Source organism: Rhodococcus sp. EPR-157 (assembly GCF_001647195.1).
In the GTDB taxonomy this organism is placed as follows: domain Bacteria; phylum Actinomycetota; class Actinomycetes; order Mycobacteriales; family Mycobacteriaceae; genus Rhodococcoides.
Window position 1 is genome coordinate 1 of record NZ_LVCV01000487.1, and the last position, 1,719, is coordinate 1,719.

The following is a 1,719-nucleotide window of genomic DNA, read 5'->3' on the forward strand; positions in this document are numbered from 1 at the left end:
TCTACGTCCGGTGTCGACAGGACACCGGACGGGAATGCGAATGTGGCGTCGAGGACGGGTCCGGCCTCCGTGGTGTTCGTGACCGCGTTGATGTCGAGCAACGCCGGAACCGGCATGTTCGGGTTCTGAGCGTCGCCGAGTGTGGTGTCGGACACCGGAATCCAACCGACGTCCTCCATGCCCTCGGAGGATGCCGTCGCGAACCGTCCGAGATAGTTGAAGCTGACTTGAGGCTTCGCGAACTGCGCCAGAATCTCGCGCCCCTCGTCCGTCAAGTATCGCGCCATGCCGAAGCCGATCCCATGGTCGGGGATCGTCAGCAGCTGTTCCTTGACGGCCTTGATCGCTTCGCCCGCAGCCATCCCGCCTGCCAACGCATCGTCGATGTCGACGGCAGCGAGATCGAGCCTGACCGGGAAGATCGTCGTGAACCAGCCGACCGTTCGTCCGAGATCGGCGCCCGGAACGACTCCGTCCTCACGGCCGTGGCCCTCGAGGCTGACGAGTGCGTCGCCGACAACGGTTCCGCGCTCGCGTCGCCACGCGATGAGTGCCATGGCCAGGCCTGCCAGAAGACCGTCGTTCACGCTGCCATGGAATTTCTCCGGGACCGTCGTGAGAAGCCGCTCGGTGACCGCCGTCGGCAGTGATGTCCGGATGCGCTGGACCGTCGCGTCGACGTCGACAGTCGGATCGAGCGGACGTGAGCCGATGACGGGGTCGTCGCCGGACAGAATCCCGGTCCACAGCGCCATTTCGTCGGTGCGAGCTTGGGCGACCTCGACGAGACCGTTTGCCCAGCGCCGCATGGAGGTTCCGGTTTCGGCGAGGACCGGGTCCTGGCCTGCAACGATCTGCGACCATGCAGAAGCGAGATCCGGTACCAGAATTCGCCAGGACACACCGTCGATGACCAGGTGGTGGGCGACGATCAGCAATCGTCCGGCACCGGACGGCCCCTCGAACCACACCATCTGGATCATCCGTCCGACCGCCGGATCCAGCCGATCCGCTGCCGCGTCGAGTTCCGCTGCCGCCAGTTGTGAGAACTCTTCTCCTGCAACGGCCTTCACGTCGACATGATGCAGCACAGACGACGCGCTGACGGAGCCGACGGGAGCGACCGTCTCGATCCAGGCACCGTCGTCGGCTAGGTAGAGCTGTGCCCTGAGCATGTCGTGGGCGTCGAGGATTGCCTGCACCGTGCGCTCGAGCACCGGCAGTTCGATGTCCGGCGGAAGCTGCAGCAGCGCCGTCTGGGTGTAGCGCCCGAACTCGGAGCTTCGTTCCAACATCCAGTGCACGATCGGTGTCAGAGGTAGAGGGCCGACGCCGCGTCCTTCGAACTCCTCGAGAACGACGATCGGGGTGTCCTCGGCCAGAGCGACAACCTCGGCCAGCCCGGCGACGGTCTTGCGTTCGAACACGTCGCGGGGCGCGATGACGAGACCGGCAGCCTTTGCACGCGACACCAGCTGGATGGACATGATGCTGTCCCCGCCGAGCGCGAAGAAGGAATCGTCGACGCCGACGGTATCGATACCGAGGACTTCCGCGAACAGTGCTGCCAGGCTCTGCTCGACATCGGACGCCGGGGCGCGGCTCTGGGTCACACGAGACGAGAAGTCCGGCGCCGGGAGCGACTTCCTGTCGAGTTTGCCGTTCGCAGTCAGTGGCAGCTCGGCAAGTACGACGAGAGCAGCCGGCACCATGTATGCC

At 65.3% G+C, this 1,719-nt stretch carries 1 protein-coding gene; it reads right to left on the minus strand.

What is annotated here, in order from left to right:
• The coding region (locus tag A2J03_RS22175; RefSeq protein ID WP_231912651.1) for a condensation domain-containing protein at positions 1-1,719 on the minus strand (1,719 nt) is incomplete at both ends.